The 24,862-nt window shown below is 52.3% G+C and carries 23 protein-coding genes and 1 pseudogene; 7 read left to right on the top strand and 17 right to left on the bottom strand.

The window, feature by feature from the left end:
• The first annotated feature begins 115 nt into the window (after positions 1–115).
• Positions 116–832, top strand: coding sequence for a transcriptional repressor LexA (lexA, locus tag V9K92_RS19745; RefSeq protein ID WP_115053023.1), 717 nt, complete (start codon positions 116–118; stop codon positions 830–832).
• Between the two features lie 107 nt (positions 833–939).
• Here the strand turns inward: lexA and V9K92_RS19740 are convergent, their stop codons facing one another.
• A complete protein-coding gene (locus tag V9K92_RS19740; protein WP_336440069.1) occupies positions 940–3,381 on the bottom strand; it encodes a ComEC/Rec2 family competence protein in 2,442 nt (813 codons plus the stop codon).
• A gap of 111 nt (positions 3,382–3,492) precedes the next feature.
• Here V9K92_RS19740 and gltX point away from each other — a divergent pair, with 111 nt between their 5' ends.
• Positions 3,493–4,920: a glutamate--tRNA ligase gene (gene gltX, locus V9K92_RS19735; protein ID WP_115053021.1), complete on the top strand. Its 1,428-nt coding sequence runs from the start codon at positions 3,493–3,495 to the stop codon at positions 4,918–4,920.
• Between the two features lie 145 nt (positions 4,921–5,065).
• A complete protein-coding gene (gene gltA, locus V9K92_RS19730) occupies positions 5,066–6,358 on the top strand; it encodes a citrate synthase (protein WP_115053020.1) in 1,293 nt (430 codons plus the stop codon).
• Between the two features lie 57 nt (positions 6,359–6,415).
• Here the strand turns inward: gltA and lpxB are convergent, their stop codons facing one another.
• The 14 genes and pseudogenes from lpxB to V9K92_RS19660 form a co-directional block, all read right to left on the bottom strand.
• Positions 6,416–7,591, bottom strand: a complete 1,176-nt coding sequence (lpxB, locus tag V9K92_RS19725; RefSeq protein ID WP_443094485.1) for a lipid-A-disaccharide synthase — start codon at positions 7,589–7,591, stop codon at positions 6,416–6,418.
• Positions 7,588–8,475, bottom strand: a complete 888-nt coding sequence (locus tag V9K92_RS19720; RefSeq protein ID WP_443094477.1) for an LpxI family protein — start codon at positions 8,473–8,475, stop codon at positions 7,588–7,590. The genes lpxB and V9K92_RS19720 overlap by 4 nt, the downstream gene beginning before the upstream one ends.
• A complete protein-coding gene (gene lpxA / locus V9K92_RS19715) occupies positions 8,456–9,280 on the bottom strand; it encodes an acyl-ACP--UDP-N-acetylglucosamine O-acyltransferase (RefSeq protein ID WP_337354731.1) in 825 nt (274 codons plus the stop codon). The genes V9K92_RS19720 and lpxA overlap by 20 nt, the downstream gene beginning before the upstream one ends.
• On the bottom strand, positions 9,280–9,762 hold the full coding sequence (gene fabZ, locus V9K92_RS19710) for a 3-hydroxyacyl-ACP dehydratase FabZ (protein ID WP_115053016.1): 483 nt from the start codon (positions 9,760–9,762) through the stop codon (positions 9,280–9,282). Before fabZ ends, lpxA begins: the two co-directional genes overlap by 1 nt.
• A complete protein-coding gene (gene lpxD, locus V9K92_RS19705) occupies positions 9,755–10,810 on the bottom strand; it encodes a UDP-3-O-(3-hydroxymyristoyl)glucosamine N-acyltransferase (RefSeq protein WP_337354730.1) in 1,056 nt (351 codons plus the stop codon). The genes fabZ and lpxD overlap by 8 nt, the downstream gene beginning before the upstream one ends.
• Before the next feature lie 54 nt (positions 10,811–10,864).
• Positions 10,865–13,270, bottom strand: a complete 2,406-nt coding sequence (bamA, locus tag V9K92_RS19700; protein ID WP_337354729.1) for an outer membrane protein assembly factor BamA — start codon at positions 13,268–13,270, stop codon at positions 10,865–10,867.
• A gap of 230 nt (positions 13,271–13,500) precedes the next feature.
• Positions 13,501–14,637 carry an RIP metalloprotease RseP gene (gene rseP / locus V9K92_RS19695; RefSeq protein WP_115053013.1) on the bottom strand — a complete coding sequence of 379 codons (1,137 nt, stop codon included), beginning with the start codon at positions 14,635–14,637 and terminating at the stop codon, positions 13,501–13,503.
• Between the two features lie 55 nt (positions 14,638–14,692).
• Positions 14,693–15,520, bottom strand: coding sequence for a phosphatidate cytidylyltransferase (locus V9K92_RS19690; protein WP_307285186.1), 828 nt, complete (start codon positions 15,518–15,520; stop codon positions 14,693–14,695).
• Positions 15,517–16,245: pseudogene (locus V9K92_RS19685) on the bottom strand (isoprenyl transferase); the annotation flags it as partial. The gene V9K92_RS19690 and the pseudogene V9K92_RS19685, both read right to left, overlap by 4 nt.
• Positions 16,246–16,277: 32 nt before the next feature.
• Positions 16,278–16,838, bottom strand: coding sequence for a ribosome recycling factor (gene frr / locus V9K92_RS19680; protein ID WP_115053010.1), 561 nt, complete (start codon positions 16,836–16,838; stop codon positions 16,278–16,280).
• A 36-nt stretch (positions 16,839–16,874) separates the two neighbouring features.
• Positions 16,875–17,597: a UMP kinase gene (pyrH, locus tag V9K92_RS19675; protein ID WP_115053009.1), complete on the bottom strand. Its 723-nt coding sequence runs from the start codon at positions 17,595–17,597 to the stop codon at positions 16,875–16,877.
• Positions 17,598–17,696: 99 nt separating this feature from the next.
• Positions 17,697–18,620, bottom strand: a complete 924-nt coding sequence (tsf, locus tag V9K92_RS19670; RefSeq protein ID WP_115053008.1) for a translation elongation factor Ts — start codon at positions 18,618–18,620, stop codon at positions 17,697–17,699.
• A gap of 217 nt (positions 18,621–18,837) precedes the next feature.
• Positions 18,838–19,635: a 30S ribosomal protein S2 gene (rpsB, locus tag V9K92_RS19665; protein WP_115053299.1), complete on the bottom strand. Its 798-nt coding sequence runs from the start codon at positions 19,633–19,635 to the stop codon at positions 18,838–18,840.
• Between the two features lie 177 nt (positions 19,636–19,812).
• Positions 19,813–20,598, bottom strand: a complete 786-nt coding sequence (locus V9K92_RS19660; protein WP_337354798.1) for a cell envelope integrity EipB family protein — start codon at positions 20,596–20,598, stop codon at positions 19,813–19,815.
• Between the two features lie 155 nt (positions 20,599–20,753).
• Here V9K92_RS19660 and V9K92_RS19655 point away from each other — a divergent pair, with 155 nt between their 5' ends.
• The 4 genes from V9K92_RS19655 to V9K92_RS19640 all read left to right on the top strand — a co-directional run bounded on the left by V9K92_RS19655 (position 20,754) and on the right by V9K92_RS19640 (position 23,726).
• The gene (locus V9K92_RS19655) at positions 20,754–21,218 is read left to right on the top strand and encodes a RidA family protein (protein WP_115053006.1); all 465 of its coding nucleotides are present in this window, start codon (positions 20,754–20,756) and stop codon (positions 21,216–21,218) included.
• A 2-nt stretch (positions 21,219–21,220) separates the two neighbouring features.
• Entirely contained in the window at positions 21,221–21,940 is a 720-nt protein-coding gene (locus V9K92_RS19650; protein ID WP_337354728.1) for a glycerophosphodiester phosphodiesterase, read from the top strand.
• Positions 21,941–22,045: 105 nt separating this feature from the next.
• On the top strand, positions 22,046–23,230 hold the full coding sequence (locus V9K92_RS19645) for a GNAT family N-acetyltransferase (protein ID WP_337354727.1): 1,185 nt from the start codon (positions 22,046–22,048) through the stop codon (positions 23,228–23,230).
• Positions 23,231–23,294: 64 nt separating this feature from the next.
• Entirely contained in the window at positions 23,295–23,726 is a 432-nt protein-coding gene (locus V9K92_RS19640; RefSeq protein ID WP_115053003.1) for an HIT family protein, read from the top strand.
• Here V9K92_RS19640 and V9K92_RS19635 read toward each other — a convergent pair.
• On the bottom strand, positions 23,721–24,065 hold the full coding sequence (locus V9K92_RS19635; protein WP_115053002.1) for an AzlD domain-containing protein: 345 nt from the start codon (positions 24,063–24,065) through the stop codon (positions 23,721–23,723). The two genes, V9K92_RS19640 and V9K92_RS19635, sit on opposite strands and share 6 nt — an antisense overlap.
• Positions 24,062–24,820, bottom strand: coding sequence for an AzlC family ABC transporter permease (locus V9K92_RS19630; RefSeq protein ID WP_337354726.1), 759 nt, complete (start codon positions 24,818–24,820; stop codon positions 24,062–24,064). The genes V9K92_RS19635 and V9K92_RS19630 overlap by 4 nt, the downstream gene beginning before the upstream one ends.
• Positions 24,821–24,862 lie beyond the last annotated feature (42 nt).

Genomic DNA, 24,862 nt, shown 5'->3' with positions numbered 1-24,862 from the left:
AATTGGGCATATAGGGCTGGTTTATACCAGATATTAATCCTTGTGGAACACAACTGGAACATATAGTGTTTGTTCTGGTTTTGTTTTTCCGATTCCACACTTAAGGATCGCCCCTATGCTGACGCGCAAACAACATGAACTTCTGCTCTTCATACATGAACGGTTGAAGGAAACGGGCATTCCCCCTTCTTTTGATGAAATGAAGGACGCACTTGATCTCGCATCCAAATCCGGCATTCATCGCCTGATTACCGCACTGGAGGAGCGAGGATTTATTCGTCGGCTAGCAAATAGGGCACGGGCGCTGGAAGTGCTTCGCCTGCCCGACTCGATTGCGCCGGGTCTGAACGCGCAACGCAAATTTTCTCCGAGCGTTATTGAAGGCAGTTTGGGACGAAATGTTGCGCCGCCTCGCCCGCAAGCAAGCACTGCCGATATTGTTGCTGCCAACATGATCAGCATTCCTGTTATGGGACGTATCGCTGCCGGTGTGCCGATCGCTGCAATTCAAAACCAGACTCACATGCTCAATCTCCCGCCCGATATGATCGGCAGCGGTGAGCATTATGCGCTTGAGGTCAAAGGTGACTCCATGATCGAAGCGGGTATTTTTGACGGCGACACTGTTGTTATCAAGCGCGGAGATACCGCGAGCCCCGGTGAAATCGTTGTGGCACTCGTGGATGATGAAGAAGCAACGTTGAAGCGTTTTCGCCGAAAAGGTGCATCCATTGCTCTCGAAGCAGCAAACCCCGCCTATGAAACCCGCATCTTTGGACCGGACCGCGTTCAGGTACAGGGCAAGCTGGTCGGTCTGATACGCAGATATTGATGGCGTTTACGCTTCGCTGGACGGTGTGCTTTTGTTCGTAGGCTCCATTCGAACAGCCACAGAATGGCAGCTAGCGAAAAATGTTTAGGACTACCATAAACGCCGAACTACATTTTCTTGCCTGTATCCGGTGGTTTCTTGGATAGTTGCCGCTCTTCAAGATTGCGCGCGGCGCGGGAATAGATGCGGTAATTATTCCAAGGGCGGTTGGGCGTGCCAATCGCATATTTTATATCAACCGAATTCAGGCGTTGAGAAAGCTCTTGTTTTGCCAAATCGGTGCCAACTGGTGTGGAATCGGCTTCGACAGAGTCAGATTGTGGAGCATCAAACCTGATCTCCGCAGCGCCTTTGAGCGCCAGCATTTGCGATGAAAGCAACAATTTTCCAGCATTTGGACAATTTGCAGCCCTCGCGGCAAAAGCCAAAATGATGATATCCCCTTCTAGGCATGCATCTGCTGTTCTTGTTGCATCATCGGTATAGGCAACGATTAATCCTCCCGGCTCCCGGGCAGTGCAAAGCTTATTGTTACATTCGAACTGAACGCCGCTTGCAACATCGCCTTTCATTGCCGGCTTAATAATCTGCCCGGCCCTATACCCCAACTGCCAATTATCGAGGCTGAAGGCGCTGCCTGCTTGTTTATTGATCGCCAGATGGTCGTCGTCCGTTCTTAACGCGACCAGTTTTCCGTCTTCTGAGACCATAATCGCAGGATAGGATGCCCGTCCCGTCAAACCAATTGCCAATGCTACCAATGGCAAGGCAAGCAGGCGCAACCACGTTGAAAGAAATAGAAGAAGCAAAAGCCCTATCGCCATAAGAATAAGCGAAGTTTCGGACATCAGCCCAAGATTTCCACTTGGTGAATGCGACGCCACGGCTTTTGCTATGGCGATAACAATCTCGATGCCCCATCCCATGATTTTAAACGGAAGCCAATCGAGGTCAAAAGGCATGGCGAGCAGGCCAAGCACTGCGAAGGGCATCACGAGAATTGAGACAATTGGTAGCGCCAAGGCATTTCCGACAAGGCCAAAAGGAGCGGTATTATTGAAATGATAGGCAGCAAAGATCGAGCTGGCTCCGCCAGCAACCAGCGAGGTCATGGCAATGCCGCCAATATAGGCCGTTGCTTTTGATGGAAACAGCCATATGCCGGCCTTGGCACTTGTCTGTTTCCGTAGGCCTCGTCTCAAATGGTAGCGTGACCACCAGCCATAGAAAGCTATAAGGGCAGCAGTTGCTGAATAGGACATCTGGAAACTTGGTCCGAGAATTTCATGTGGTGAAACCGCAATTGTAATTGAGGCGGCAATTGCGAGATTACGCATCGATATCGCCGCGCGATCAACGGTCATTGCAAGCAACATGACTGCCAGCATCACAAAGCTGCGTTGTGCGGCAACGTCGGCGCCTGAAAGCAGAAGATAGAATGCCGAGCCAAACAGGGCGATGACAGCCGCGAGTTTCTTGACGGGATAGCGGGCCGATGCACTTGGAAAGAATGCGAATACAGCGCGCAGCGAACCTATGCTGATTGCAGCCACCAATGCCATATGGAAGCCGGATATGGACAAAATATGTGACAAGCCGCTGCGGCGCATGGCATTGTTGGTCTCCTCGCTTATGCCGTCGCGCTGCCCTGTCACCAGCGATGTCGCAATATCGCCCGGCTCCCCTTTAATGCTTTTCAATATGCGATGGGTGAGTTGCTGGCGAATATTGCTAATTGTCAGGAATGCCGCTGCTGCTATTCCGGCCTTTGGCGCGACATCGGCTTTTTGAGGCAGGCCCAGCAAAAAGCCGTTGGCTCCAATGCCGCGATAATAATTGTTAAAGGCAAAATCATAATTGGCTGGCCGAACCGGGCCCGATTGCGGACGCAGATGGACCAGTGCTTTGAGTCCATCGCCAATGCTCAAATCTCGCGGCAAATGACGTGCAGAAACCGCAATACGCTCCGGTCCATAACGCAATGAAGGACGTTCGGTGCCTATGACGTCAAGGATCACCCGCCATCCTCCGTTTGCATCCTTTGCCAATGCTGAAATACGCCCCGTCACCCGGGTCGTCACTTCAGACCCAAGCATAGGCGTCGCTGCTCTGTTGGTTTCCAGCTTTGCGCAAACCATGCCCGCCGTGATTGCCATGAAGCCGAGACAGACCATCCTTATCGAAGGTCTGTTGTGTGCCAGCAGATAAAATACGACAAGCAGCGTGATTCCCAGGATCATCGGACTTAGTCTTGGCTCTCCGCTTGCGCCGAAATAAAGGATAGCTCCAGTTCCAGCGAACACCGGCAAAAACAAGAATTTCGCGCCTCGCGCAATCTCGTCGTTGATTGCCGCCGGAATTCCATGGGCAATGGCTTGCAGCTTACCTTCGACTGACCGTTTGAATACGGCGACGCGGTCATTCGAGCCAACGCCATAATGATCGATCGTTCCGGTGCCAGACGTTTTGACAAGCGGCTGTCCAAGACTTTCCGATTGAAACCAGAAAAGCCTTTCGCTCGTTTTCTCGTCGGTTGACGGTTCGGCCATTGATCCCCATTTCTGCCAATGCCCTTGCACGACAGCACCGCTATGGTACATCAACGCCAAATCAATTCGATTGGACGTTCGACTAATAGCCCGAACTGCCCTGGAGACCCTATGTCATCTTCTGTCGTTACCCGTTTCGCTCCCTCGCCCACCGGCTTTCTGCACATTGGCGGCGCCCGTACAGCCCTGTTTAACTGGCTTTATGCCAAGCATACTGGCGGGAAAATGTTATTGCGCATTGAGGATACCGATCGCGAGCGTTCGTCCGAAGCAGCTGTAACCGCCATACTTGATGGATTGAAATGGCTTGGTCTTGATTGGGATGGCGAGGTTGTCTCCCAATTTGATCGTGCTCCGCGCCATCGCGACGTAGCTGAAGAACTGGTTACCAAAGGCAAAGCCTATTATTGCTATGCATCACAGGCCGAACTGGAGGAAATGCGTGAAAAGGCCCGTGCCGAAGGCCGCCCGCCCCGCTATGATGGCCGTTGGCGCGACCGCGATCCGAAGGAAGCCCCTGCTGGCGTGAAGCCTGTCATTCGTATCAAAGCACCCCAAGAGGGTGAAACCTTGGTGCGCGATCAGGTGCAAGGCGATGTGCGCTTTCCCAATAAAGACCTTGATGATTTCATTATCCTTCGCTCGGATGGCAACCCGACCTATATGCATGCGGTCGTCGTCGACGATCACGATATGGGCGTCACGCACATTATCCGTGGCGATGATCATTTGACCAATGCGGCACGGCAAACTGTTATTTATAACGCAATGGACTGGGCCGTGCCTGTCATGGGCCATATCCCGCTCATCCATGGCGCAGACGGTGCAAAACTCTCCAAGCGCCACGGTGCGCTCGGCGTTGAAGCCTATCGTGCCATGGGATATTTGCCAGCAGCTCTGCGGAACTATCTCGTACGGTTAGGCTGGAGCCACGGCGATGACGAGATCATGTCCGATGCGCAAATGATCGAATGGTTCGAAATATCCGACATTAATCGCGGCGCATCACGCTTTGATTTTCAGAAACTCGAGGCGATTAACGGTCACTATATGCGAATTTCCAGCGATGCCGATCTGGTAAAGGCCATGATCGACGTTTTGCCGGAGATCGAAGGTGGGGCTGACATAATTTCCCGCTTGAATGATACAACCAGGGCACAGCTTCTCGCCGCCATGCCCGGCTTGAAAGAGCGCGCCAAGACACTTGTGGAACTTGCCGACAGTGCCAAATATCTGTTTGCTGAACGACCGCTCCCGCTTGACGAAAAAGCCTCCACCCTGCTCAATGAGGAAGGTTTGACCGTCCTTCGAGGCGTATTGCCCGATTTGGCTGCAGTTAGTGATTGGAACGCCGAAGCTCTTGATGCGGCTGTTCGTGTTCATGCTGAAAAAACCGGCCTGAAACTCGGAAAGATCGCTCAGCCACTACGTGCCGCACTGACGGGAAAGGCAACGTCTCCGGGAGTTTTTGACGTATTGGCTGTGCTGGGCCGGGATGAATCACTCGGTCGGATAGAGGATCAGTTAAAAGCGCAATAGTGAGGCGCTTTTCATCGAATTTTGCATTGCAACATTATGCCTTTCGGGTACGGTGCACTGCCTGCAAAAATCACGGAAATAACCTCATTTGAGGAAGGTGCTTTTGCGCTGGTTCAGCGCAAGTCAAAGCAAGAAAGGAACGGCAATGTCTGAGAACAGCGTAAACATCGATCTCAATGGTCACGCATTCGCTTTACCCATAAAAAAGGGGACCATCGGACCGGATGTCGTAGACATTGGGACTCTATACAAGAACACTGGCGCATTCACGTATGATCCGGGCTTCACCTCGACAGCGTCTTGCGAGTCGCAAATTACCTATATTGATGGCGACGAGGGTGTACTGCTTCATCGCGGCTATCCAATTGAACAACTCGCCGAACATGGCGATTTTCTGGAAGCTTGCTATTTGCTGCTTTACGGCGAACTGCCGACAAAGAGCCAGAAGGCTGATTTTGATTTTCGCGTGACGCGCCACACCATGGTGCACGAGCAAATGTCGCGCTTTTTCAGCGGCTTCCGCCGCGATGCGCATCCAATGGCAGTCATGGTCGGCTGCGTAGGCGCCCTATCGGCTTTCTACCACGACTCAACAGATATTTCCGATCCGCATCAGCGCATGGTCGCATCGATCCGCATGATCGCAAAAATTCCGACGCTGGCCGCCATGGCTTATAAATATCATATCGGTCAACCCTTCGTTTACCCGAAGAACAATCTCGATTTCGCAACCAACTTCCTACACATGTGTTTTGCAGTGCCTTGCGAAGATTACGTTCCAAATCCCGTGCTTGCCCGTGCAATGGATCGCATCTTCATTTTGCATGCTGACCACGAGCAGAATGCCTCGACATCGACAGTCCGCCTTGCAGGCTCGTCGGGCGCAAATCCGTTTGCTTGTATTGCAGCGGGCATCGCCTGCCTTTGGGGTCCAGCCCATGGCGGAGCCAACGAGGCTGCGCTGACCATGCTTGGTGAAATTGGCACTGTTGATCGTATTCCTGAATATATTGCCCGCGCCAAGGATAAGAACGACCCGTTCCGCTTGATGGGCTTTGGCCACCGCGTCTATAAGAACTATGACCCGCGCGCCAAGATCATGCAGCAGACCACCCGTGAGGTTCTGGCAGAACTGGGCATCAAGGATGATCCTTTGCTCGACGTTGCAATGGAGCTTGAACGGATTGCGCTAACTGATGAATATTTCATCGAAAAGAAGCTCTATCCAAACGTCGATTTCTATTCCGGGATCACATTGAAGGCGCTCGGCTTCCCCACCACCATGTTCACAGTGCTGTTTGCTGTTGCACGTACTGTTGGCTGGATTGCCCAGTGGAAAGAGATGATCGAAGATCCACTTCAGAAGATTGGCCGTCCGCGCCAGCTTTATACTGGCGCAACGCAGCGTGATTATGTGAGCGTTGAAAATCGCAAATAAATGAAGACAAAGAAAAAGGCGCCAGATGGCGCCTTTTTCTTGAGTTATGAACGGCAATTATCGCTTTGCAAGCTCAAGAACTTTTTCAGCGGCAATTTCGCCGGCAGGCCGATCCGTTTGCATCAATCGGCTGATCTTGTCGAAACTCTCAAGCTGAGCGTCACGCCGCAGACCTGGCATCAGCAATTGCTCAACTTGGCGGGCAAGTGATCCTGCGCGCACGAATATATTGAAATATTCAGGCACAGCAGGTTCATCGGCTATGATATTGGGAAGCGCGGCGCTCCATATTTTGATACGTGGCGCAAGAAAAGTGCGCGCTAGCCAATCCGCCTTATAGGAAAGTACGGTTGGTATGCGAGCCAGCGCCAATTCAAGCGATACCGTGCCCGACGCGGCAAGCGCTGCATCTGCTTGCGAAAAAGCGCGCAGCCTCTCGGCTTCACCAACAACAATATTCGGGCGGACCGTCCAGTTTGCCGTTAATTCACGAACCATTGTCTCAACCCGGGGCAATGTCGGTATAGTGACATTTATGCGATTGCCCCGGCTCACCAGCAATCCTGCCGTTTCACCGAATACATCAATCAGACTGGCGATTTCCGATCTTCGCGAACCCGGCAAAATCAGGATATTCTTGATATCTCGATCGCCAAGTCCCGCATTTCGTGCCCGGTTTTTTTCGGCTGCTTCCAGCAGCGGCGCATAGGAAACCAGCCTATGCCCGACATAGGTGGATGGGGGTCCTTCCAGATCCTTTAATGCCTGTACTTCAAAAGGCAAAATAACCAGAACGTGATCTATGTACGAGCGCATTGCCTTCGCACGCTCAGGACGCCAAGCCCATACGGATGGGCTGATGTAATTAACGATGGGGATGGATGGATCAGCGGCCCTCACCTTGCGTGCCACGCGGTGCGTGAAATCGGGACTGTCGATAATGATAAGACAATCCGGCTTTGCAGCGACAATTGAGGCAGCAAGTTGAGATATCCGGCGAACCAACTGAGGCAATTTGCGTATGATCGCACTAAGCCCGACAAGCGCTATCTCGTGCTGGTCAAACAGGCTATCAAGCCCAAGCTCAGAAAGATGGTCGCCACCAACGCCGGTCAGCGTAATCTCTCCATCATAATTTTTGCGCAGCGCCCTGACCAGATCGGCTCCCAACTGATCACCGGACTCCTCACCGGTTATGATAGCCAGACGCAGTGTTTTTCGAGCTGTCATCAGCTTTTCTCCTGCTCAAAAGTCTGGATAAACAGGCCGGCCGCATTGGCAGCGGCAAGGGTATCTTCGTAGGAAAGTATAAGGGTGCGGCCAGCTTCCACCGCAATTCCGCTGAGACCGGCCTTCACCGCGTTTTCAACAGTGCTCACACCAATAGCAGGGAGATCCGCCCTAACCTCCTGTTGCGGCTTGGCACATTTGACCAAGACACCACCTTTGCGGTTTATCCGCTTTGCCTCACGCAGGTCGGCCACACGCTGCAGCATCGCATCCGTCCCTTCGACGCCCTCCAGCGCCACGACGCGCCGGCCTACGGCAATAGCCGCCTGACCAATATCCAGAGAACCAATCAATATCGCTGCTTTACGCGCGGCTTCGATGTTCTCATGTCCTTCCTGAGTAGGTTTCTTACGTGTGATGCATCCCGGCGCCGGCGCGAGAATATCAGGCACGACTTCGTGCGCTCCCAGCACGCGAAAACCATAGGATTCAATTGTCGAGATGACAGCCCGGAGCAACCCATCATCTCCAAGCCTGAAAGCGCGCATAAACCGATAGAGCGCCACAAGATTACCGTTTCCGGGCTTAAGTGCGGCACTGAACTCCGGCCGGTGCCGAATACCACCAGCAAGAACAACATTTGTGATGTTCTCCGCTTTCAAGATTCTCATCAACCCGCCAAGTTCCACAATGGATATCTCGGCATGCTCGCCGGCATAAAGTTCAGGATCAGCCTCCCCTTTGATTGTTACAATCAAAGGGTTAGCGCCTTGCTTTCGCAAACTGGCTGCAACTGCGACCGGCAGAGAACCATTACCCGCTACGATGGCGGTGCGGCCAATAATCGGCTCTGGAGATTTCTTCGCTCTAGCTGACGTCACTGTCACTGATCTCGATTGCAGAATCGAGCGGCGGTGTACAGAAGGCGCGCTTTGTGTCGGTGCTGATGAAATCGATGAGATCAGCCACGGCAGGCGATTCCGGAAATGCGGTACGAACATCATCGGCACGATTTTTGATCGATTTCGACCGATCGAACAGCATGCGCACGGCATGGCGTAAATTATGGATTTCAGGCCGCGCCATGCCCGAGCGCTTCATCCCGATAATGTTAAGACCACCAAGATAAGCATGATTACCGATAGCCATGCCATAAGGCACGAGATCGCTGGCCAACGCCGCGAGGCCGCCAATAAAGGCGTGATGGCCCACACGTACAAACTGATGAATACCCGCACCGCCGCCAATAATCACATTGTTTCCAATAGTGACGTGACCGCCGATCATGACATTGTTTGAAAACGTAACATTATCGCCGATGATGCAGTCATGCGCGACATGGGAATAAGCCAGAAACATGCAATTGTCGCCGATCGTCGTGATGCCGCGGCTCCCATCAGTCCCGCGATGCATAGTGACGCCTTCGCGAATAACGCAGTTCTTGCCGATAACAAGGGTGGTATGCCCACCCTTATGTTTGGTATTCTGGGGCTCGCCGCCAAGCACCGCATTGGGATAGACTTTAGAGCCATCTCCGAGCGTAGTTGGCCCCATGATGACGATATGGCTGAGAAGACTAACATTGTCGCCAATAACGGCTTGGGAACCAATATGGCAAAACGGGCCGATGGTTACGCCTTCGCCGATTTCTGCGCCCTGCTCAATGATGGACGTGGGATGAATGCTCGACATTAAACCCCGGTCTCTTCAACAGGGAAGCTAACCATGGCCGCAACTTCGGCCTCGGCGACCTTGAATCCGTCCACCTCGGCAACGCAGGCGTATTTATGGATATTGCCGCGTTGCTTGAGCTTTGTGACGCGCAATTTCAATTGGTCACCCGGTACAACCGGCTTTCTGAACTTGGCATTATCGATGGTCATGAAGAAAACCTGACCAGGCTTGCCGCTACCATTGTTGAACAACACAATAGCACCCGCAGTCTGGGCCATAGCTTCGATGATCAGCACACCAGGCATAATGGGCAGTTCCGGAAAATGTCCGGCAAAATGCGGCTCATTGATGCTGACATTCTTGATCCCAGTCGCTGATCTGTCTGCGTCAATATCAACGATCCGGTCGATCAACAGGAACGGATAGCGATGTGGCAAATTGGCCAGAAGTTTCTGGATATCCGCAACGCCAAGGCTCTCTGTTTTTATGGCATCAGTCATCTGAACTGCTCTCCTTCTTGGTCCGGGTCATGGCGCGAACGCTGGCAATCTCACGGAACCACTGCTTGAACGGTTGGGCAGGCGCTCCAGCCCATCTCTCACCGTCCGGAATATCATTCATAACGCCGCTTGCCGCGGCAATCTCAACACTCGCCCCAATCGTGACGTGATCTTTAATTCCGACACTGCCGCCAAGCCGCGTCATATCGCCGAGAATGACGCTGCCGGAAATACCGCACTGCGCCGCGATAACGCAATGGCGGCCGATCTGCACATTGTGGGCAATCTGCACCAAATTATCGATTTTCGTGCCTTCGCCAATGACAGTATCAGCCAAAGCACCCCGATCTACGGTCGTATTTGCGCCAATTTCCACATTGTCCTGAATGATCACGCGGCCAAGTTGCGGCATTTTATCAAGACCGGCTTTGCCCGGCACATAGCCGAATCCATCCTGTCCGATGCGCACGCCTGGATGCAGCAGCACCCGATTGCCGAGAAATGCATATTGAACGGAACTACCTGGGGCAACATAGCAATCGCGTCCAATCTTGCAGCCATTACCAATGACCACATTGGCGCCAATCACAGTGCCGGAGCCTATGGACACATGACTGCCGATAATTGCACCCGGTTCAATTGTTACGCCGTCTTCAATTTCAGCAGTTTCATGAACAATAGCATGCGATGAAATGCCGGTTTGCCCGCTCCACAAATGCGCATTGACAGCATTCGGATAAAGCGCACGTCCGATAGCGGCAAATGCCTGCTGTGGGTGGCGCGTGACAATGATCGCGACATTTTTTGGTATGCTGGGTCTGACTTCTTCGGTGCAGAGCACACAAGCGGCATTCAGACCGCTCAAATCCAATGCACTTTTTCTGCTTTCAACGAAAACGAGTGCATCAGGACCGGCATCATTTAGCGAGGCTAAACGGGAAATTGGCCGGTTGGCCAGAGAACTGTCCACAAGAACGCCATTGGTCAGATCGGCGATCTGACCAATGGTTACGTTTGACAGTGACTCATAAAAGATCGGATCGGCCATCGACTAACTTTCTCCCCCGGGGAAACTTGCTCCCCCCGGGAGGTCAGCAATCTATCAGAACTTGCTCGACATGCCGAAGTTGAAATTCTGCACCTGATCGCCATCAACTTTCTTGACCGGCACGGCATAATCGAAGCGCAACGGACCGAATGGTGATGCCCACATGATGCTGGCGCCGACAGATGCACGCCATTCCATCTTTTCGCCTTCAACGTCGATACCGTCGCTACCCTTCAAATCACTACCGAACAGGGTCGCAGCATCGGCGAAGAATGCACCACGAATACCAAGACTTTCTGGAATAACAGGTATCGGGAACTGGGTTTCAACGCTTGCATTCAGGTAGGTATTACCACCAAGGAAGCTACCCTTCTTGTCGTCTGTATTGGCGTCACGAGGACCGATACCGGCATATTTAAAGCCGCGGATCATGTCTTGCGTGTTCTTGAACGTATCGAACACGCGCAGATCATCGCCGCCGAAGCCTTCAATGTGGCCTGCACCTACACCAACCAAGCCGACAACATCCAACTCATCAAGCAATGTCTTGTAATAGCTGGCTTTAACCGTTGTCTTCAGGAAGTTGGCATCACCGCCGATACCGGCATATTCCTGATTGAACTTCGCATAGATACCATCACGCGGGTTCTTCAAATCATCAATTGTATTGTAGGTAAGCGACCAGCTGACCGATGACTTGATCCAAGGGCTTTTCTCCGCAGCATCAGCAAATGCCTTGGATATCTCGGATGGGTCATAAACCTTTGGCGTATCCGGGTTACCGTCATCATCATACATGGCATCGCCGTCAATCTCATACTCTTCTCGAGTAAGATTATAGGCAACGCCTGCAGTCAGCTCTTCTGTGATCGGCAGACCAAAGCGGATTGTACCGCCGGTCAAATCGGTGTCGTACTTGTCCTTGACGCCTGACTGGCGCTTGAAGATATCAAAGCCGGCAGAAACGCGTTGTCCCAAGAAATAGGGCTCTGTGAACGAGAACGAATAGGTTCTATTATTGTCGAGACCGCCACCGGCGCCAAGACGAATATACTGACCGCGACCAAGGAAGTTGCGCTCCGTGATGGAACCTTCCACTGTAGGCCCTGGGCTTTCACCGCCGGTCGTGTAACCACCACCGATGGAGAATTCACCTGTCGGCTTCTCAATAACGTCAACGACCAGAATTACCTGATCCGGCTGCGAACCAGGCGCAGTCGAAATATTGACGGTCTGGAAGAACTCAAGGCGCTCAAGACGACGCTTTGCGCGCTGAATGAGAACCTGATTGAATGCATCGCCTTCGCTCACATCGAATTCACGGCGAATAACGAAATCGCGGGTCTTTTCATTGCCGCGGATTTCAATACGCTCAACATAGGCGCGAGGGCCCTGATCGATCGCATAAGTAACGGAAATCGTGTGATTTTCGAAATTACGATCACCGCGTGGCTCTACTTTCGCAAAAGCATAACCCTGACCGGCAACCTTTTCGGAAACCTTGATGATTGAATCTTCAACATCCTTGGCGCTGTAGGTGTCGCCTTCGCGAGACTTTACCAGGCCATTCAATTGCGCAGTATCAACGCCCTCGACAGAGCTTTCGATCTGCACGCCGCCAAACGTATACTTCTCACCCTCTTCGACGGTGATATTGATTGTATAATCATTGGTTGCCGGATCGAGATCGGCAGTTGAGGAAACAACGCGGAAATCAGCATAGCCGCGGTTATAATAGAAACGGCGCAGCGCTTCCTCATCTGCACGCAGACGATCTTCGCTGTAAACGTCGTTACGGGTCAACCATGACAATGGGTTGGATTTCTTTGTCGAAATCACGTCACTTAGACGGCGATTGCCGAATGCCTGGTTACCGACAAAGTTGATCTTGGCAATCTTTGTACGGTCGCCTTCATTGATTTCGAAGACAACATTAACGCGGCCTTCGCCCAGATCCATCAAACGCGAATTTACAGTTGCATCGCTGCGGCCAACATTGCGATAGGCTGCGCGGACTGCTTCTGTATCTGCATCAAGCGTTGCTTGATCGAAAGCGGCACGAGGCTTCAACTGAACAGCGTTTTGCAGCGCCGGGTCTTTGATCTTCTTGTTGCCCTGGAAAATAACCTGGTTCACAACCTGATTTTCATTGACGGTAACAACAAGAGCACCGCCCGACTGGCTGATGCGCACATCACTGAACAGGCCAGTAGCGAAAAGACGCTTGGTGGCAGCATCGATATCTCCATTGGAGAATGGCTTGCCAGGCGTGATACCGATATTGTCGCGCACAGTCTGCGCATCAACACGTGTATTGCCCCGCACCTCGATACGGCTGACAGTAGCTGCCTGAGCTGTAGCAACGCCTGCGACCGTTGTTACGATCGCACCCGAACTGACGAGTGCCGCTGAAATGGCGAGCGCTGACGCCGCACCTACAAATTTTGAACTTGCCGCCATAGGCCTTATGAACCTTCGTTTCTCGTTATACCCGGGCGAGATCCCGGACTAAGCATTACTCGTACACCGTCATAGCCGGTTTTTATATACACGCAAGGCTTACGGTTAAAAACTGTTTACTTCCCACATAACAGTGGCATCCATGTCACGCCATTCAGCACGTATAGTAAACAGATCATGTCGTTTTGCCATAACACGCCTCAAATTTTCACTAATGTTTAATTTTCGCATCAGCAAGCGAACAGATCATTGAAGATGACGAATCCCATAAATCCGAGCACAAGGAAGAACCCTGTACGGAAAAACAACTCCTGTACAGCCGGTTTTACGGGCCTGCCTATAACTGCCTCGGCAGCATAAAAAACCAGATGCCCTCCATCAAGCGGAGGCAATGGGAAGAGATTAAGCAGCCCGATACCAATTGAAAGCATGGCAGTAAGCTGAATCAGCCAATCAATGCCCTGACTGGCCGCCTGCCCCGCCATTGTCGCAATCTTGACCGGACCACCCAACTGGCATTTATCTTCGCGACCTGCGAAAAAACGGCTGAAGAATTGTCCTGTGCGGGCAATGATAAAGCCACTTTCGCGCACGGCCTGACCAACCGATTCGATTGGGCCATACTCGATACGACGAATATTCCCCGCCTGCAAATTGGTAACAACGCCGATTACTGCAACCTTTACCTTGTTGCCCAACGCGTCTTCCTGCTCGGAAAGCTCAGGCGTCGCAGTCAGATGTACTTCTTTACCTGCACGTTCGACCACAAAATCAAGTGCATCCCCGCCCCTTGCCGAGACATGGCGCTGCACATCCGCAAAAGTCACGATCTTCTCGCCATCAACGCTGACGAAGCGATCTCCCGGCTGGAAACCGGCAATGGCTGCCGGGCCACCAGGACGCACTTCGGCGACCATAGGATCGGAAATCATCCTCCCATAGAGCGCAAAAAACACCGAAAAAATCGCGACCGTGAGCAAAATATTGAACGCCGGGCCTGCAAATACCGTTGCGGCACGTTTCCATACCGGTTGAGTGTGAAAGGCTACAGCACGCTCAGCATCCGTCATGGTCGACGCATCGGCTGCGGTAGAACTGGTTACGTCTTCGTCACCGGCAAATTTTACATACCCGCCGAGCGGAATAGCCGATAGCTTCCAGCGCGTCCCTCTGGAATCATTAAAGCCTATCAACTCAGGCCCAAAACCGATCGAGAAAGCTTTTACGCCGATACCGCACCACCGGCCCACCAGATAGTGTCCCATCTCATGAACGAAGACAACAACCGTTAAAACGATAAGAAACGGTACGATTGTTCCAACGAGCACGCTTTGAGTACCAAATATGGTGTGCAACAGATCTGTCAAATTATCCTCCGGGCCCGCAACAGAATAAGCCAAAAGGCTTCGAAAGCTCAGCCGTCTAGAAAAGTATGTCGTATGGGGTTTCTGGCGTTACCAGAATTGCACCGATGACGTATAGTAATGCAGCGGCAGCTACAAGCCCATCCACACGGTCCATCACGCCACCGTGACCGGGAATCAACGTCCCTGAGTCCTTGGCTCCAAACTTTCGCTTCATCCAGGATTCACCAAGATCACCCAACTGGGCGATAATCGAGATCAACAATGCGATGAAGGGCAGAGACATCCCGCCACCGGGAGTGATGAACGAGGCGCATGCCACACCGGCGGCAACGCCCGCCGCTGTCCCGCCGATCGCTCCCGACCATGTCTTGTTGGGTGAAAAACGTGGAGCAAGCTTGGGCCCGCCAAGTGCTTTTCCATTGAAGTAGGCAAAAATATCCGTTGCCCACACCACGGCAAACAAAAACAGAATCGCCGCAAAACCATCACCAGTATCGCCGCGCAACAATGTCAGGGAAATGGCGGGAAATCCCGCATAGACCAGACCTGCCGCTGGCCAATAGCCGGATTGGCGCCCGCCCAGCATGGCCACAACTGCCGCACCAACGAATAGAATGAGAAACATTGACAACACATGCTGAGTGAATAACAGAGCCAGCAATGTGGCGATCAGAACCACCCAGGATAATCCGCCGGTCAAGCCGCTCATCCGCCCTTTTGACATTAACTGCCACTCAAACATCACGCCAAGCGCTATTGCGCTGGCAAGCAGACCAAAACCGAAGCCGCCCGCCCAAGTAAGAATGACTGCAACGACTACCAGAACTATCGCACTAAGGATGCGCTTTTGCAGATTGGAAAGCCCATTGCCGGAAAGTTTCACAGAGCGATTTCCTGTGCCGTAACCCCGCCAAAACGGCGTTCACGCGATTGAAACACTTCAATCGCTTCTGACAAATGCGTAGGACGAAAATCCGGCCAGTAGCATGGCAGGAACATGAACTCCGAGTAAGCTGCCTGCCAGAGCAGGAAATTGGAGAGCCGCATCTCGCCGCTCGTCCGGATAATCAGATCCGGATCTGGCATTTCAGCCGTATCGAGACGGGCCGATATCGCCTCCATCGTGATTGCTGTACTTGCGATAATGCCGGCTGAAACGTCATCGACCAGCTTCTTGACCGCGCGGGTAATTTCGTTGCGCGAGCCATAGTTAAAGGCAATTACCAAGGTCAGGCCCTGGTTCTTTTCCGTCAATGTTTCGGCTTCGTTTAAAAGCCCCAAAATGTCTTTTGCCAGTCCGTCGCGTTCTCCGATAATTCGAACGCGAACATTTTCCCTGTGCAAATCCGCCAGATCGCGGCGAATGAATAGTTTTAACAGGCCCATGAGATCGGAAACTTCCGATCGTGGTCTCGACCAGTTTTCAGAGGAGAAAGCAAAAAGCGTGAGGAAAGGAATACCCATCTTCCCGGCGGCCCGGATTGTCTCGCGCAGCGTTTCCACCCCGGCCTTATGTCCTGCAGCGCGCGGAAGGCCTCTCGCCTTCGCCCAACGGCCATTTCCATCCATGATGATGGCAATGTGGCGCGGGTTGGACATGGGTGTAGACCTCCTATGAGTATTAGAACCGGGCTATAGTTCTAAACCTGCATAATTTCTGCTTCTTTAACAGCCACAACCTTATCCATCTCAGCGATGGTGTCATCTGTCAGCTTTTGAACTTTTTCAGACAAGATACGGTTATCGTCCTGACTGATGTCGCCGTCTTTTTCGAGTTTCTTCAGCTCGTCCATTCCATCGCGGCGAACATGGCGTGCCGCCACTTTTGCCTGCTCGACATATTGGTGAGCAATCTTGACGAGTTCCTTGCGGCGCTGCTCGTTCAACTCAGGCAAAGGAATGCGTAAATTGTTTCCGTCAGTAATCGGATTGAGGCCAAGCCCGGATTCGCGGATCGCGCGCTCTACTTTGCCAACCATCGACTTGTCCCAAACGGATACGGACAACATGCGCGATTCTGGCACAGTAATATTGGCAACCTGATTGAGGGGCATTTGCGAGCCATAAGCCTCAACAGTAATCGGTTCGAGCAGGCTGGCAGAAGCACGTCCCGTGCGAAGTCCGCCCAAATCATGTTTCAACGCTTGCACGGCACCATCCATACGGCGCTTCAGATCGTTCAAATCGAGTGCATCACTCATACTCAATGCTCCTATATTCTTGGGCGGCAAGGCTGGTTAGCTATCGGATACTACTGTTGCGCGTCCTTTACCCTGCAACACTTCTGCAAAACCACCTTTTTCGTGGATTGAATAGACGATAATTGGAATGTTGTTCTCGCGTGCAAGAGCGACCGCTGTTGTGTCCATGACTGCAAGGCCGCGATCCAGGACATCCTTGTGAGTCAATCGATCAAATCGCACAGCATTCGGGTCTTTTTTGGGATCGGCCGAATAAATTCCATCGACCTGCGTTCCCTTGAACAAGGCATCGGCGCTGATTTCAGCAGCGCGAAGCGCAGCGGCGGAATCTGTTGTGAAGAATGGATTGCCGGTGCCACCGGCGAATATCACCACCTTGCCCATATCCATATAGGCAGTCGCCAGACGCTGTGAAAAAGTCTCGCAGAACTCCGGCATGGCAACAGCAGATAGGACAACGGTATCAATGCCGAGCTTAACAAGGGACGTGCGCAGCGCCAGCGAATTGATCACTGTTGCAAGCATCCCCATATGGTCGCCGGTTACGCGGTCGCCGCCTTTGGATGCCACTGCCACACCGCGAAAAATATTCCCGCCGCCGATAACGACGCCAACCTCGACGCCAAGCGCCCGCGCCTCGGCAATGTCGCTGGCAATGCGGTCAGCAACCGCAACGTCAATACCAAACCCCTGGTCGCCCATCAGAGCTTCACCGGAGGCTTTCAGCAGAACGCGTTTGTAAACAGCCGTACCAGCCATGGAGTCTCCCTCAGGGTCTTGTCTAATTGAATGTGAATTCCGGATACACGAAGGGCATCGCGTTGTCACGCGATGCCCTTTCATTTCAACTATTGAATATTACTTCTTAACAGCCGCTGCAACTTCTGCTGCGAAGTCTGTTTCTTCCTTTTCAATGCCCTCACCAAGAGCAAAGCGTGCAAATGCGGTGATCTTTGCTGGCGCGCCGATTGCCTTTTCCGCATCCTTCAATGCAGCTTCGACAGTCAGGTCAGGGTTGATCACGAATGCCTGCGAAAGAAGTACGACTTCTTCGTAGAACTTACGAAGGCGGCCTTCAACCATCTTCTCGATGATGTTGTCTGGCTTGCCGGACTGACGAGCAGACTCGGTAAATACTGCCTTTTCGCGTTCAACTGCTGCCGGATCAACCTCAGCGGCGGTCAAAGCAAGCGGGTTAGTAGCAGCAACATGCATCGCAACCTGGCGGCCAAATGCGTTTGCAGCATCTGCATTGCCTGCTGTCTCGATAGCAACAAGAACGCCGAGCTTGCCGAGGCCGTCGGAAACGGCGTTATGAATGTATGTTGCAACGACGCCTTCACTGACGCTCAAAGCGGTGGAGCGGCGGAATGAAAGGTTTTCGCCGATTGTGCCGACAGCGTCCTTGATTGTGTCTACAATCGACTTGCCGGTTGAAGGATAGGTTGCAGCCGAAACAGCAGCAGTCGAACCGTCTGTTGTCAGTGCAACACTGGCAACATTGCGAACGATATCCTGAAACGCATCGTTGCGGGCAACGAAGTCTGTTTCAGAATTCACTTCTACAACAACCGACTTGGTGCCGTTTGTTGCCACGCCAACCAGACCTTCGGCAGCGGTACGGCCAGCCTTCTTGTCGGCCTTGGAAATACCCTTCGCACGCAGCCAGTCGACAGCGGCTTCCATATCACCATTGGTTTCTGTCAGGGCTGTCTTGCAATCCATCATGCCAGCGCCGCTGATTTCGCGGAGTTCTTTTACTTGTGCTGCGGTAATGCTCATTCTAATCGCCTCTTCTCAAAGCAATCTCACGAAAACCGATACGGCCTTCCGTTTGAAACTGCGTGAAAACAAATAGATAAAGTGTCTTCAGAATCTACCGAAACCAAAACCACTTTAAAAACGAAGGCATACTGGTGAACCAGCATGCCAACTATGCGGCGCATCATGCGCCAGTCGAATCGTTTTTAAACACCCGATAAGACGGGTGTATGAAGCCTCAAGCGGAGGCTTCACCTTCCTGTGCAGGTGTTTCTTCAGCCGCTGCTTCGAGTGCTGGTTCAACAGGAGCTTCTTCCTGTGCGCCAACATCGATGCCGAGCGAGCCCTGCTGACGCAGAATGCCATCGAGAGCTGCCTTGGCAATCAGATCGCAATAAAGCGAAATAGCGCGGGAAGCATCATCATTGCCGGGGATCGGGAAATCGATCTGGTCCGGATCGCAGTTGGAATCGATCACTGCAACAACTGGAATACCAAGACGCTTGGCTTCCTGAATTGCAATCGCTTCCTTGTTGGTATCAATGATGAAAATAAGATCCGGAACCGAACCCATGTTCTTGATACCGCCAAGAGCGCGGTTGAGCTTCTCGCGTTCACGGTCAAGGTTCAGACGCTCCTTCTTGGTGAAGCCCTGTGCTTCGCCGGAAAGAAGTTCGTCAAGCTTGCGCAGACGCTGGATGGAATTCGAAATGGTCTTCCAGTTGGTCATCATGCCGCCGAGCCAGCGCGCGTTGACATAATACTGGGCAGACCGTGTTGCGGCATCGGCAATGATGTCCGAAGCCTGACGCTTGGTGCCGACGAACAGAACGCGGCCGCCACGGGCAACGGTGTCCGAAACCTTCTTCAGCGCTGTATTCAGCAGCGGATAGGTCTGGGCAAGGTCAAGAATGTGGATATTGTTACGGGAACCATAAATATATGGTGCCATTTTCGGGTTCCAGCGATGTGTCTGGTGTCCGAAGTGAACGCCAGCTTCCAAGAGCTGACGCATGCTGAAATCAGGCAATGCCATCTTGTGTTTTCCTTTTCCGGTTGAACCTCCACGGGAAGAGGCGGGAAACCCGCCACCGGAGGCCATATCGGATTTCTCCCGATATCAACCCAAATCCCGTGTGTGGAATGAAGCGGCTGTTAATGGATATTTGCGGCAAACGCAAGGGCGTCCGGCACAAAAGACCTCAGCCTTGGTCTACTTCTTGCATTTCGGCGTATCAAACAGCTCGAGATTGACCAGCTTGCCGGTCATGGAAAAATCACCATAATCCATTTTCAGGTCGCGGGTTACACCGTTGCGATACATCTTGAAATTGATGCGGTAGCTTGGCAGTCCTTCTGCCTTTTCCTTTTCGTCGAAGTAAGCGATTGATACAGGCCAGGTCGCATCTTTCGCCAATGGGCCCATGTGCTTGATCTCGTCATCAGGCTCGGTAACTGCTGATTTACCGATAACGACAGTCGTCGCCATGATCTTGTTGGCATCTTCCGAGCCATCGAAAAGCTTGGTTTGATAGAAAACCTCGCCAGCAAGCGCCTTCTCAATCAATTGCTGCATGTGACGTGTGGGAAATTGGGAAAGATCAAGATCTTCTTTCGAAGCAATCGGCTTTGTCAGTGAAATTTCCGTCTTGTCTTTCAACAGCGATGCATCGCCGCGAACTTCCTTGGTCAGGCTTTGATCGACAAAAGTTTTATTGACGAAGCGAAATTTCTCACCATTTGCGGTTTCGAACGTCGTCGTTTGTTGATCTGTCACCCTTTGCGGCTGCTCTTCCATATCGACGCGCGTCACAAAGCGGAAGTTCGTCGTGTAGCCTTCGCAATCCGATCCATTGAACTCGTAGACCATACGCCCCGTCAATCCGGTAATGCCGCTAGAATCCTGTGCATTGTCCAATTTCAGGTCATAAATAGCGCGATGAGGAACAAGCGTTGCAGTTCCGGCAGCAAATGACATGGTAGAACCACTCAAAGCCATGACGCCGAGACTGTAACCAAGGATTGAAAATACGCGCATCAAAAGATTCTCCACTATTTGAACGTGCATATTAAAAAAACTCTTGGCGGAAGCGAGGCAAAAATCGCAACTTCCATCACAATCAATTGCGATTCCGAAACACAAGGACAATAACCATGAGCAATCCTGTCGAATCCCGCCTTGCCGAGCTCGGCATCAGCCTCCCCGTCGCCGCAGCGCCGGCAGCAAATTATGTGCCCTATTCGCAAACAGGAAATCTTTTGCTCACATCGGGCCAGTTGCCTTTGGTCGGCGGCAAGCTCGTTCATACGGGATTGCTCGGTGCGGATCTGGATGTGGCACAGGGTCAAGCCTGTGCTCAGGCGTGCGCCGTCAATATTCTGGCTCAGGCAAAAGCTGCACTTGGCGATCTTGAAAAGATTGTTCGCGTCATAAAGATCACTGTTTTTGTCGCCTCAACGCCAGGTTTTACCGAACAGCACCTTGTCGCCAATGGCGCTTCTGATCTTCTTGTCGCGGCATTGGGCGATATTGGACGCCATGCACGCTCTGCAGTTGGCACAGCGGCACTGCCCCTTAATGCTCCTGTCGAAATCGAAGCTATCATTGAGGTTCGCTGATTATGCCCTCAATTGACTGGTTGAAGAAAACTCCAATAGCCCATCGTGGCTTGCATGATTTGAACAATAAGCGCTGGGAAAACACGCTGTCTGCTTTTGACGCCGCAGCAAGCGCGGGCTTCGCCATAGAATGCGACGTTCATCTATCCGCCGATGGCAAAGCGGTTGTTTTTCACGATGGCACCTTGGACCGCGTCACGGGCCAAAAGGGCAATATTGATGAACTGACTGCACAACAGGCCAGCGAAATCCGCGTCGGCGGAACCAAGGACCATATCCCTACCCTTGCCGAAGCCCTGAAGCTGATTGATGGCCGCGTACCGATTATCATCGAACTGAAGGGCATTGCCGGACGCGACGACGGTCTGGTCAAGGCTGTCGCAAGTGATTTGGCGGCTTATCAAGGTCAAGCCGCGATTATGTCGTTCGATCACCATCTCATTCGCCTTTTCGGCAAGGACGCACCGGGCATTCCAGCCGGGCTGACAGCCGAGGGCCTGCGCGATGAGGATATGGAAGCGCACTTCTCAATGCTGGCCTACGAAATCGACTTCATTTCGTATAATGTCCATCATCTGGAAAATCGCTTTCTGGAGTTTGTAAGCTCGCATCTCAACCTGCCTGTGATCTCCTGGACTGTGCGTAGCGCGACAGACAAGGTGAAAAGCGATGCTCTTGTAGACCAGATCACATTTGAAGGCTTTGATCCTCGCTTGCCATAAGGCTGGCTTTGCCTCTTGTATCGGCAAATCAATCACCTAGCTTATTGATTGAACCGGAATCGTTGCTTCCGGTTCGTCTTCGCTTATGGAAAGCCCAATTTGCTGATGCAAAATCTTGAACACGGCAATTTCACCTTGCGTGCCTGCGAAGGCATTGGCGCATTCACGCCAGCCGAGTGGTCGCAGCTGACTGACACCTCCCGTGATCGACCGGGTTACAATCCATTCATTTCGCATGCCTTTTTGTCGTCGCTGGAAGATTCCGGCTGCGTTGCCACCAAGGCAGGCTGGCTACCGCAGTTCTTGCGCCTTGAAGATGAATGCGGCGTGCTCGTCGGCGCCGTTCCTTGCTACTTAAAAAGCCATAGCCAAGGGGAATATGTATTCGACCATGGTTGGGCTGATGCATTTGAACGGGCGGGCGGGCGCTATTACCCGAAATTGCAGGCAAGCATACCGTTTACGCCAGCCACCGGCCCACGTCTGCTAGTCAATTATGATTGGGATGGCGATGCAGTCCGCGCCGCGCTGGCTAATGGGTTGCAGCAACTCGCCACGCAGCTGAACGTTTCGTCCGCACATTCAACTTTCGTGAATGAGACCGATCTTGTGTCTTTCACTGAAGCCGGGTTCCTGCATCGCGTCGACCAGCAATTCCATTTCATCAATGATGATTATGCCAATTATGACGAATTCCTTGATACGCTTGCATCCCGCAAGCGCAAGGCTTTGAAGAAAGAACGCCGCGAAGCCGTGGCGAATGGTATCACCATTGAGCGACTGACCGGCACCCAACTCACTCAAGAGGTTTGGGACGATTTTTATACGTTCTATATGGATACTGGCAGCCGCAAATGGGGTCGCCCCTATCTGAACCGCAAGTTCTACCAACTGATTGGTGAGCGCATGCCCGACGATATCATGCTTGTCATGGCTCGCCGTGAAGGTCGCTATATCGCGGGAGCCATCAATTTCATCGGCTCAGACAGATTATATGGCCGGAACTGGGGCTGTATCGAAGACCACCGATTCCTGCATTTCGAGGTTTGCTATCATCAAGCCATTGATTTCGCTATTGAGCGCAAATTGCGTGTCGTCGAAGCGGGTGCGCAAGGCGAACACAAGTTGGCACGTGGCTATCTGCCCGTCATTACAAATTCAGTGCACTACATTGCCCATGAGGGGTTGCGGCGCGCAGTCAATGATTTCCTCAGGCATGAACGCGCTGATGTTGCTTTGATGAGCGATGCGCTCAATGAACATGCGCCATTCAAAAAATCCGAACAATGAGCTTGACCCGCAAAACGGGCATGATCAAAAACATCAGCCATGATTTTGTAAGGACACGCACAGAATGAACCAGCAATATGAAAGCACCAACATATTCGCGCGAATCCTCCGCGGAGAAATTCCGTCTCATAAGATATACGAAGATGACAGAACCTATGCGTTGATGGATGTAATGCCGCAGGGAAAGGGTCATTGCCTCGTATTAACCAAATCTCCAAGCCGCAACCTGCTCGACGCCGATACAGAGGCGCTTTCCGCCGCCATCGCTACAACGCAGAAAATTGCGCAAGCCGTGGTGAAGGCTTTCAATGCCGATGGGGTCGGCATTGCACAGTTCAACGAATCTGCCGCAGGACAAACGGTTTTCCATCTGCATTTTCACGTCATTCCGCGCTTTGAAGGAATTGCGCTGAAACCACACAGCGGCACGATGGAAGACAACGCCGTACTGGCGGCCAACGCGGAAAAGATCAGGGCAGCTTTGGCAGAGCTATAAAAGCAAGCCGGCAATCAAAATAGCTTCCCCGACGACAACGCCAATAATGACCCGTCGGCCCAGGTAGAGATAGGCGAGAAATCCTGCCAAGGCGGCGCCTACTCTCAAATAGACGGACGACTCTGCTAAAGCGCCGCTTGGATAAAGTATCAATTGGGCGATAACGCCTGCCACAAGCGATGTTGCAACAGCGCGCACAACCGTCAGTGCTTCTGAATCTTCGCTAACGCGCCCACCAATAAATACGCCGATGAAGCGCCAGATATAGGTGGGAAATGCTCCTGCCAGCAAAATGAAAACGTAAGGCCACCACCAATCGGAATAGCTTTGCCAAGTCATGACGACCTGCCCCGCATAGCTGCAAATCGCACATATGCCATTGTCACCAAACCACCGGCAAAGCCCGTTAACAGCAGATCATAAGCCGGGGCGATGGTATGGATCAGCGGGAACAGCAACAGCCCCGAAACCATGGCAACATGCACAGAACGATCATGCGCCGATCCCCAAAGGGAAGCCAGGAAGTACATCGGCGTCAAAAAAAACAGCGCAGCAAAGACAAGTGGCGGAAAACTGGCCGAAAGCCAATATACCAACGCCACGACCAATGTGTTCACAGTGGTTAGAGTAATGCCCAGACCTGCGAAAAATATCAGGCGCATGTCGCGCGGCACATGCTTGAGCTTTTCCATGCCCACCACCCACGCAGTAATCGCAATGAAATGCGCAATGGGCAGAAGCGCTCTTTTCCTGGTTTTTGGGCCGCGCACCTCAGGGATGAACGCCGCAACCATTGGCATTAGCCTGATGGATGAAAGCCCTACTGCAATGGCTGTTGCGACAATGGAATAGCCACCCGAAATGGCACCTATCAGCACGATATTAGCCGGAAGCGCCCAGATTGAAGCTACCATGAACGTCGCTTGCAGCATCGAGACGCCATTTTCACTGGCAAAGCCGGCGAAGCCAACATGAGCGGTCATGAGGATAAGTGCCGGGATACTTGCGATCAACGAAGCACCTGCCAGAAACCACTGAAATGGTGTCCGCTCGGTCATCTGTGTGTCTTCGGGGGCAAGATCGGAATCAGACATGCTTCAAGCGTTAAACGCAACTTTCATAGGGGGCAAGAAAAA

The organism is Phyllobacterium sp. CCNWLW109 (assembly GCF_037203905.1).
GTDB classification, from domain to species: Bacteria; Pseudomonadota; Alphaproteobacteria; order Rhizobiales; family Rhizobiaceae; genus Phyllobacterium; species Phyllobacterium ifriqiyense.
The sequence above is the reverse complement of the archived record's forward strand: the minus strand, read 5'-3'. Positions and strand labels throughout refer to the sequence as shown.

Excerpts from the sequence above, each read along its gene's own strand:
- lexA (WP_115053023.1), top strand. The coding sequence starts at position 116 with ATGCTGACGCGCAAACAACATGAACTTCTGCTCTTCATACATGAACGG.
- V9K92_RS19740 (WP_336440069.1), bottom strand. The coding sequence starts at position 3,381 with ATGGCCGAACCGTCAACCGACGAGAAAACGAGCGAAAGGCTTTTCTGG.
- gltX (WP_115053021.1), top strand. The coding sequence starts at position 3,493 with ATGTCATCTTCTGTCGTTACCCGTTTCGCTCCCTCGCCCACCGGCTTT.
- gltA (WP_115053020.1), top strand. The coding sequence starts at position 5,066 with ATGTCTGAGAACAGCGTAAACATCGATCTCAATGGTCACGCATTCGCT.
- lpxA (WP_337354731.1), bottom strand. The coding sequence starts at position 9,280 with ATGTCGAGCATTCATCCCACGTCCATCATTGAGCAGGGCGCAGAAATC.
- fabZ (WP_115053016.1), bottom strand. The coding sequence starts at position 9,762 with ATGACTGATGCCATAAAAACAGAGAGCCTTGGCGTTGCGGATATCCAG.
- lpxD (WP_337354730.1), bottom strand. The coding sequence starts at position 10,810 with ATGGCCGATCCGATCTTTTATGAGTCACTGTCAAACGTAACCATTGGT.
- bamA (WP_337354729.1), bottom strand. The coding sequence starts at position 13,270 with ATGGCGGCAAGTTCAAAATTTGTAGGTGCGGCGTCAGCGCTCGCCATT.
- frr (WP_115053010.1), bottom strand. The coding sequence starts at position 16,838 with ATGAGTGATGCACTCGATTTGAACGATCTGAAGCGCCGTATGGATGGT.
- pyrH (WP_115053009.1), bottom strand. The coding sequence starts at position 17,597 with ATGGCTGGTACGGCTGTTTACAAACGCGTTCTGCTGAAAGCCTCCGGT.
- tsf (WP_115053008.1), bottom strand. The coding sequence starts at position 18,620 with ATGAGCATTACCGCAGCACAAGTAAAAGAACTCCGCGAAATCAGCGGC.
- rpsB (WP_115053299.1), bottom strand. The coding sequence starts at position 19,635 with ATGGCATTGCCTGATTTCAGCATGCGTCAGCTCTTGGAAGCTGGCGTT.
- V9K92_RS19660 (WP_337354798.1), bottom strand. The coding sequence starts at position 20,598 with ATGGCTTTGAGTGGTTCTACCATGTCATTTGCTGCCGGAACTGCAACG.
- V9K92_RS19655 (WP_115053006.1), top strand. The coding sequence starts at position 20,754 with ATGAGCAATCCTGTCGAATCCCGCCTTGCCGAGCTCGGCATCAGCCTC.
- V9K92_RS19650 (WP_337354728.1), top strand. The coding sequence starts at position 21,221 with ATGCCCTCAATTGACTGGTTGAAGAAAACTCCAATAGCCCATCGTGGC.
- V9K92_RS19645 (WP_337354727.1), top strand. The coding sequence starts at position 22,046 with ATGCAAAATCTTGAACACGGCAATTTCACCTTGCGTGCCTGCGAAGGC.
- V9K92_RS19640 (WP_115053003.1), top strand. The coding sequence starts at position 23,295 with ATGAACCAGCAATATGAAAGCACCAACATATTCGCGCGAATCCTCCGC.
- V9K92_RS19635 (WP_115053002.1), bottom strand. The coding sequence starts at position 24,065 with ATGACTTGGCAAAGCTATTCCGATTGGTGGTGGCCTTACGTTTTCATT.
- V9K92_RS19630 (WP_337354726.1), bottom strand. The coding sequence starts at position 24,820 with ATGTCTGATTCCGATCTTGCCCCCGAAGACACACAGATGACCGAGCGG.